8 protein-coding genes are annotated in these 7,122 nt (G+C 67.8%); 7 read left to right on the forward strand and 1 reads right to left on the reverse strand.

The features are described from left to right. Positions 1-138: 138 nt before the first annotated feature. The 7 genes from AU193_RS12010 (at position 139) to AU193_RS12040 (ending at position 6,383) form a co-directional block, all read left to right on the forward strand. A complete protein-coding gene (locus tag AU193_RS12010; protein WP_064422607.1) occupies positions 139-1,779 on the forward strand; it encodes an acyl-CoA carboxylase subunit beta in 1,641 nt (546 codons plus the stop codon). Between the two features lie 50 nt (positions 1,780-1,829). Further along, positions 1,830-2,102, forward strand: a complete 273-nt coding sequence (locus tag AU193_RS12015; protein ID WP_253867776.1) for an acyl-CoA carboxylase subunit epsilon — start codon at positions 1,830-1,832, stop codon at positions 2,100-2,102. Further along, complete coding sequence (locus AU193_RS12020; RefSeq protein WP_064422609.1) at positions 2,099-2,740, forward strand: nucleoside triphosphate pyrophosphatase; 642 nt, start codon at positions 2,099-2,101, stop codon at positions 2,738-2,740. Before AU193_RS12015 ends, AU193_RS12020 begins: the two co-directional genes overlap by 4 nt. A 37-nt stretch (positions 2,741-2,777) precedes the next feature. Further along, positions 2,778-3,674 (forward strand): sulfurtransferase, encoded by an 897-nt coding sequence (locus AU193_RS12025; protein WP_064422610.1) that lies wholly within the window; start codon positions 2,778-2,780, stop codon positions 3,672-3,674. Next, positions 3,671-4,084 carry a SufE family protein gene (locus AU193_RS12030; RefSeq protein ID WP_064422611.1) on the forward strand — a complete coding sequence of 138 codons (414 nt, stop codon included), beginning with the start codon at positions 3,671-3,673 and terminating at the stop codon, positions 4,082-4,084. The genes AU193_RS12025 and AU193_RS12030 overlap by 4 nt, the downstream gene beginning before the upstream one ends. 120 nt (positions 4,085-4,204) lie before the next feature. Next, on the forward strand, positions 4,205-6,004 hold the full coding sequence (locus AU193_RS12035; protein WP_064422612.1) for an acetyl/propionyl/methylcrotonyl-CoA carboxylase subunit alpha: 1,800 nt from the start codon (positions 4,205-4,207) through the stop codon (positions 6,002-6,004). Positions 6,005-6,053: 49 nt separating this feature from the next. Then, complete coding sequence (locus AU193_RS12040; RefSeq protein ID WP_064422613.1) at positions 6,054-6,383, forward strand: hypothetical protein; 330 nt, start codon at positions 6,054-6,056, stop codon at positions 6,381-6,383. A gap of 18 nt (positions 6,384-6,401) precedes the next feature. Here the strand turns inward: AU193_RS12040 and AU193_RS12045 are convergent, their stop codons facing one another. After that, a complete protein-coding gene (locus tag AU193_RS12045) occupies positions 6,402-6,938 on the reverse strand; it encodes an NTP transferase domain-containing protein (RefSeq protein WP_064422614.1) in 537 nt (178 codons plus the stop codon). Positions 6,939-7,122 lie beyond the last annotated feature (184 nt).

Here is a 7,122-nt window from a genome sequence, read left to right on the forward strand (position 1 = left end):
AATAGGGCTCCCATCTTTGACAAGTTCGGGCCTCACTACTATCACCGGCGGCGCGGGGCTCTGTGCGCGAGGCAGCCTAAGGGGACCTTAAGGACGCGCTGTCGGTCGCGCGCCGGTCGTTCGTTAGCATCGACCACCATGACCTCCGTTCAGAAGCCGTCGGTCGAGCCGTCAGGCGAACATGAGATCGACATCCACACCACCGCGGGCAAGCTGGCCGATCTGCGCAGGCGGACCGAGGAGACCTTGCACCCGGTCGGTGAGGAGGCGGTCGAGAAGACACATGCCAAGGGCAAGCTCACCGCTCGTGAACGCATTCTGGCGCTGCTCGACGAGGACTCGTTCGTCGAGCTGGATGCGCTGGCCCGCCACCGCAGCACCAACTTCGGCATGGAGGCCAATCGCCCGCTCGGCGACGGAGTGGTGACCGGTTACGGCACCATCGACGGCCGCGAGGTGTGCATCTTCAGCCAGGACGCCACGGTCTTCGGCGGCAGCCTCGGCGAGGTGTACGGCGAGAAGATCGTCAAGGTCCAAGAACTCGCGATCAAGACCGGCAGGCCGTTGATCGGCATCAACGACGGCGCGGGCGCGCGCATCCAGGAGGGTGTCGTCTCACTTGGCTTGTACAGCAAGATCTTTCACAACAACATCCTGGCCTCCGGGGTCATCCCGCAGATCTCGCTGATCATGGGTGCCGCGGCGGGCGGGCACGTGTACTCCCCGGCGCTGACCGACTTCGTGATCATGGTCGACCAGACCAGCCAGATGTTCATCACCGGGCCGGACGTCATCAAGACCGTCACCGGCGAAGAGGTGACGATGGAAGAGCTCGGCGGCGCGCACACCCACATGGCGAAGTCGGGTCTGGCGCACTACGTGGCCTCCGGCGAGCAGGACGCGTTCGACTTCGTGCGCGAACTGCTGTCGTACCTGCCGAGCAACAACTACGCCGACCCGCCGCGCTATCCGGAGGCGATCCCCGAGGGCCCGATCGAGGACAACCTCACCGAGGAGGACCTCGAACTGGACACGCTGATCCCGGATTCGCCGAACCAGCCCTACGACATGCACGAGGTCATCACCCGCATCCTCGACGAGGATGAGTTCCTCGAGGTGCAGGCCGGTTACGCGCAGAACATCATCGTCGGGTACGGCCGTATCGAGGGCCGTCCGGTCGGCATCGTGGCCAACCAGCCGACGCAGTTCGCCGGCTGCCTGGACATCAACGCCTCAGAGAAGGCCGCGCGGTTCATCCGCACCTGTGACTGCTTCAACGTCCCGATCGTGATGCTGGTGGACGTGCCGGGCTTCCTGCCGGGCACAGGTCAGGAGTACAACGGCATCATCCGTCGCGGCGCCAAGCTGCTCTACGCCTATGGGGAGGCCACGGTTGCGAAGATCACCGTGATCACCCGTAAGGCCTACGGCGGCGCGTACTGCGTCATGGGCTCCAAGGAGATGGGCGCCGACGTCAACGTCGCGTGGCCGACGGCACAGATCGCGGTGATGGGGGCTTCCGGTGCGGTCGGGTTTGTGTACCGCCAGAAGCTCAAGGAAGCGGCCGGCAAGGGCGAGGACGTCGAGGCGTTGCGGCTGGAGTTGCAGCAGGAGTACGAGGACACCCTGGTGAACCCGTACATCGCGGCCGAGCGCGGATACGTCGACGCGGTGATCCCGCCGTCACACACCCGCGGCTACGTGGCCAACGCGCTGCGGCTGCTGGAACGCAAGATCACGCAGATTCCGCCCAAGAAGCACGGGAACATTCCCCTGTGAGCGGAGCGAACAATCGAGCACCTGTGAGCCGAGCGAACAATTCAGCACCTGTGAGCGGAGCGAAAGCGGAGGTGACGGTGACCGACGAGCACATCGCCGCGCAGGAGGATCACGAAGCGCACATCCAGGTCGTCAGTGGTGCGCCGACCGACGAGGAGATGGCGGCGCTGATGGCGGTGCTGGCTGCCGCGTCGAGCGCGCCGTCGGAGCCGCGCGAACAGGAAGAGAACCTCTGGGGTCATCCCGTCGACCGGCTGCGGTACACGCCGTTCAGTTGGCAGCGGGTGACGCTCGTGGAACGGGCACACATGCGCCGTCGATGACGCGCGTCGTCCTCGCCTCGGCGTCCTCCGGTCGTCGAAAAGTGCTACGGCAGGCCGGAATCGATCCGCTGATCGTGGTGTCGGGGGTCGACGAGGACGCCGTCGTCGCCGGTCTGGACGACGCGGCGACACCTGAGGAGGTGACGCTCGCGCTCGCGGCGGCCAAGGCCGATGCCGTCGTGGCCGAACTCGATCCGGCGGTCGCCGCGGACTGTGTCGTGATCGGTTGCGATTCCATGCTGTTTCGCGACGGGGCGTTGGTCGGCAAACCCGCCTCGGCCGAGGCCGCGCTGGCGGGCTGGCGGCAGATGGCCGGCACTTCCGGTCAGCTCCACACGGGTCACTGCGTGATCCGGTTGCAGGACAACAACATTGCGTGCCGGCTCGCCGAAGCGCAGGCCACCACCGTGCACTTCGCGTCGCCGTCGACAGCCGACCTCGAGGCCTACGTCGCCAGCGGGGAACCGACGGCGGTGGCGGGCGGCTTCACCCTCGACGGTTTGGGCGGGTGGTTCATCGAGGGCGTCACGGGCGACCCGTCGTCGGTGATCGGCATCGGGTTGCCCTTGGTTCGCGGCATGTTCGAGCGCGCCGGACTGTCGCTGGCGGATCTCTGGCGCGAGAACCCGGTCACCTGATCCCACGGGGCACGCGTGCCTCGGTAGGCTCAGGTTTGTGCCTCTACCTGCCGATCCAGACCCAGCCCTGCAGTCATACGCCCATCCCGAACGCCTGGTCACCGCCGACTGGTTGTCGGCGAACCTGGGCAGGCCGGGCCTGGCCATCGTGGAGTCCGACGAAGACGTCCTGCTCTACGACACCGGCCACATACCGGGCGCGGTCAAGATCGACTGGCACACCGACCTGAACGATCCCCACGTCCGCGATTACATCACCGGGGAACAGTTCGCCGACCTGATGAACCGTAAGGGCATCTCCCGCGACGACACCGTGGTGATCTACGGCGACAAGAGCAACTGGTGGGCCGCGTACGCGCTATGGGTGTTCACGCTGTTCGGCCACCCCGACGTCCGGCTCCTCAACGGGGGCCGCGACCTGTGGATCTCCGACGGCCGCGAGACCACCCTCGACGTGCCGAACACGACGAGCACCGGCTACCCAGTCGTCGAGCGCGCCGACGCGCCGATCCGCGCGTTCAAGGACGACGTGCTCGACGCGCTCGGAAAGGCACCCCTGATCGACGTCCGCTCGCCGCAGGAGTACACCGGGGAGCGCACGCACATGCCCGACTATCCCGAGGAGGGCGCGCTGCGGGGCGGCCATATACCCACCGCGCGTTCGATTCCGTGGGCGAAGGCGGCAGACGACAGCGGCCGGTTTCGCAGCCGTGAAGAACTCGAGGAGCTGTATGGCTTCCTGACGCCCGACGACGAGACGATCGTTTACTGCCGCATCGGTGAGCGTTCGAGCCACACCTGGTTCGTGCTGACCCACCTGCTGGGCCTGCCGGGCGTCCGCAATTACGACGGTTCGTGGACCGAGTGGGGCAACGCGGTCCGGGTTCCTGTCGTGGCCGGGTCCGAACCAGGGGATGCGCCGGGCTCCTCATGAGTGCAATGCCGGCCGCGCTGGCGGAGGTGGTGTCGGACTTCAGGGAAGTGCAGGGGCAGGACAAGCTGCAACTGCTCTTGGAGTTCGCCAACGAGTTGCCTCCGCTGCCCGCCGACCTCGAAGAGGCCGCGATGGAACCGGTGCCCGAATGTCAGTCGCCGCTGTTCCTCCACGTCGACGCCGACAACCGCGAGCATGTCCGGCTGTACTTCAGCGCGCCCGCCGAAGCACCGACGACGCGGGGGTTCGCCGCGATCTTGGCCGCGGGGCTCGACGACCACTCCGCCGAGGAGATCCTCGCCGTTCCCGACGACTTCTACTCCGAACTGGGGCTCGCCGCCCTGATCAGCCCGCTGCGGCTGCGCGGGATGTCGGCGATGCTGGCCCGCATCAAGAAGCGGCTGCGCTGAGCCCACCCCTCGGTTACCGACGGGTAAGGGACCAGCCCACGCGTACCTCGGCGGCGCCGCATAAACTTCCCCGAGTTACATTCCTAAAGACGTTTCTTAGACATGCCACCAGGAGGCGCAGTGCCCAGTCACGCCAGCTCGAAGATCTCCAAGGTGCTGGTCGCCAACCGCGGGGAGATCGCGGTCCGGGTGATCAGGGCCGCCAAGGACGCCGGGCTGCGGAGCGTGGCGGTGTACGCCGAACCTGACGCCGACGCTCCCCACGTCCGGCTGGCCGACGAGGCGTTCGCACTGGGCGGGCAGACGTCGGCGGAGTCGTATCTGGTGTTCGAGAAGCTGCTCGACGCCGCCCAGAAGTCGGGAGCCAACGCCGTTCACCCGGGTTACGGGTTTCTGTCCGAGAACGCTGATTTCGCGCAGGCGGTCATCGACGCCGGCCTGATCTGGATCGGGCCCAGCCCGCAGTCGATCCGCGACCTCGGAGACAAGGTGACCGCCCGCCACATCGCCGCGCGGGCCAAGGCGCCGCTGGTGCCCGGCACCCCGGAACCGGTCAAGGACGCCGACGAGGTCGTCGCGTTCGCCGAGGAGTACGGCGTGCCGATCGCAATCAAGGCCGCGTTCGGCGGCGGCGGCCGCGGTATGAAGGTGGCCCGCACGATCGAGGAGATCCCCGAGCTCTACGAGTCGGCGGTCCGCGAGGCGGTCGCGGCGTTCGGCCGCGGTGAGTGCTTCGTCGAGCGCTATCTGGACAAGCCCCGCCACGTCGAGGCGCAGGTGATCGCCGACCAGCACGGCAACGTCGTGGTGGCGGGCACCCGTGACTGCTCGCTGCAGCGCCGGTTCCAGAAGCTGGTGGAGGAAGCGCCCGCGCCGTTCCTGACCGATGCTCAGCGCAAGGAGATCCACGAGTCGGCCAAGCGCATCTGCAAAGAGGCCGGCTACTACGGCGCCGGCACCGTCGAGTACCTCGTCGGCCAGGACGGGCTGATCTCGTTCCTCGAGGTCAACACCCGGCTGCAGGTCGAGCATCCGGTGACCGAGGAGACCTCGGGCCTTGACCTGGTGCGCCAGCAGTTCCGCATCGCCAACGGCGAACCGCTCGACATCACCGAGGACCCGACGCCTCGCGGCCACTCCATCGAGTTCCGCATCAACGGTGAGGATGCCGGTCGCGGCTTCCTGCCCGCGCCCGGCCCGGTCACCAAGTTCGTGCCGCCGAGCGGCCCCGGTGTGCGGCTCGATTCCGGCGTCGAGAGCGGTTCGGTCATCGGCGGCCAGTTCGACTCGATGCTGGCCAAGCTGATCGTCAGCGGCGCCGACCGCCAAGAGGCCATCGAACGGTCCCGTCGTGCGCTTGATGAGTTCACCGTCGAAGGACTGGCCACGGTCATCCCGTTCCACCGGGCGGTCGTGTCCGACCCCGCGTTCATCGGCGACGACAACGGCTTCTCGGTGCACACCCGCTGGATCGAGACCGAGTGGAACAACACGATCGAACCGTTCACCGGTGGCGACCCGATCGAGGAGGAAGACACCGTTCCGCGCCAGACCGTGGTCGTCGAGGTCGGCGGTCGCCGGCTCGAGGTGTCCCTGCCCGGGGATCTGGCACTCGGTGGCGGCGGCGCTCCGGCGGCGGGCGGGAACGTGGTTCGGAAGAAGCCCAAGCCCCGCAAGCGCGGCGGCGGCGGCGGAGCGGCCGCCTCCGGTGACGCCGTGACCGCGCCCATGCAGGGCACCGTGGTCAAGGTGGCCGTCGAGGAGGGCCAGGAGGTCTCCGCGGGTGACCTCGTCGTGGTGCTCGAGGCGATGAAGATGGAGAACCCGGTCACCGCGCACAAGGAGGGCACCATCACCGGACTGGCGGTCGAGCCCGGCGCGGCGATCACTCAGGGCACCGTCCTCGCCGAGATCAAGTGATCTCGGTGCGCAACCGATCGCGCAGCGAACGTTAGCGCACCAAATCCCGATGGAGCCCGTCGAGATCAACGCCGGTGCCTGGTATCTACGGGCGCCCCGCGACGACGATCTCATCGACGACGGACCCGCGTTCACTGCCATGGGCGAGACCGAACCCGGCTATATCGCTCGGTGTCGCGCGCAATGGGCGTCCGACACCGCCTACACCTGGGCGGTGTGCGAACCGACCACCGGCGAGATGCTGGCCGAGATCAGGCTCGATGTGCATGCCGCGCGGATCCGCACGCGATTTCGCGACGGCCATGTCGACGCGGCGGCGATCGCCGAGCAGTCGGTACGCCGGTTCGCCGCGGGGATGCTGGGCCTGACCGTCGCGTGATCGCCCGCTCGATCCGCTTCACCTGACGTCGATGTCGCGGCCCGTCGCCAGGTCGGCGCAGTCCACCGCCACGACGTCGTCGCGGCCGGCGAGAAACGAGCGGGCACCCTCGTCGCCGTGCACCTGCTCGAGCAGCGCGGTCCAGTGTCTGCGGGCGATGACCACCGGATGTCCGGGCGCTTGCCCGTAGCGGGCCCGCGCCAGACCGGACTCCGAGGCGACGGCCGCGGCCACCACCCGGCGCACTACGTCCGCTCCGACGTCGGGCGTGTCAACGGTGTGCAGAACGGCGTAGTCCGCCTCGACGGCCGACAGACCGGCCCGCAGCGATGCCGACAGCCCGTCGGCCCATGCCTCGGCGAAAACCGCGCGCGCAGGCGGCGGGACCTCGACCACCGCCGCACCCACCACCACGACCACGTCGGCGCATCCACCGGCGGCCAAAGCATCGACCGCGACTCGGAGCCATTCGCCTTGAGCAGCAAGCACTTTGGGCATCCCATAGCGGGTACCGGCACCTGCGGCCAGCAACACGCCGGCGACCTTCGGCGTCATCGCACCAGTGTGCGGCCCTACGTGAGCATCGACGAAGTTCTGGTGAAATTGCGGCGTGTCGAGCCCAGCGCCGTCCCGTTTGTGAGTCTGACGACGAAAATCGCCGCCGGCATTGTCAACCGGTGAGTGCAACGTTTAGGCGGCGGCTTGGTCGAGGAGTGCGGCTAACCGCTGGGCCGGTGTG

It is taken from the genome of Mycobacterium sp. GA-1285, from assembly GCF_001499905.1.
In the GTDB taxonomy this organism is placed as follows: Bacteria; Actinomycetota; Actinomycetes; order Mycobacteriales; family Mycobacteriaceae; genus Mycobacterium.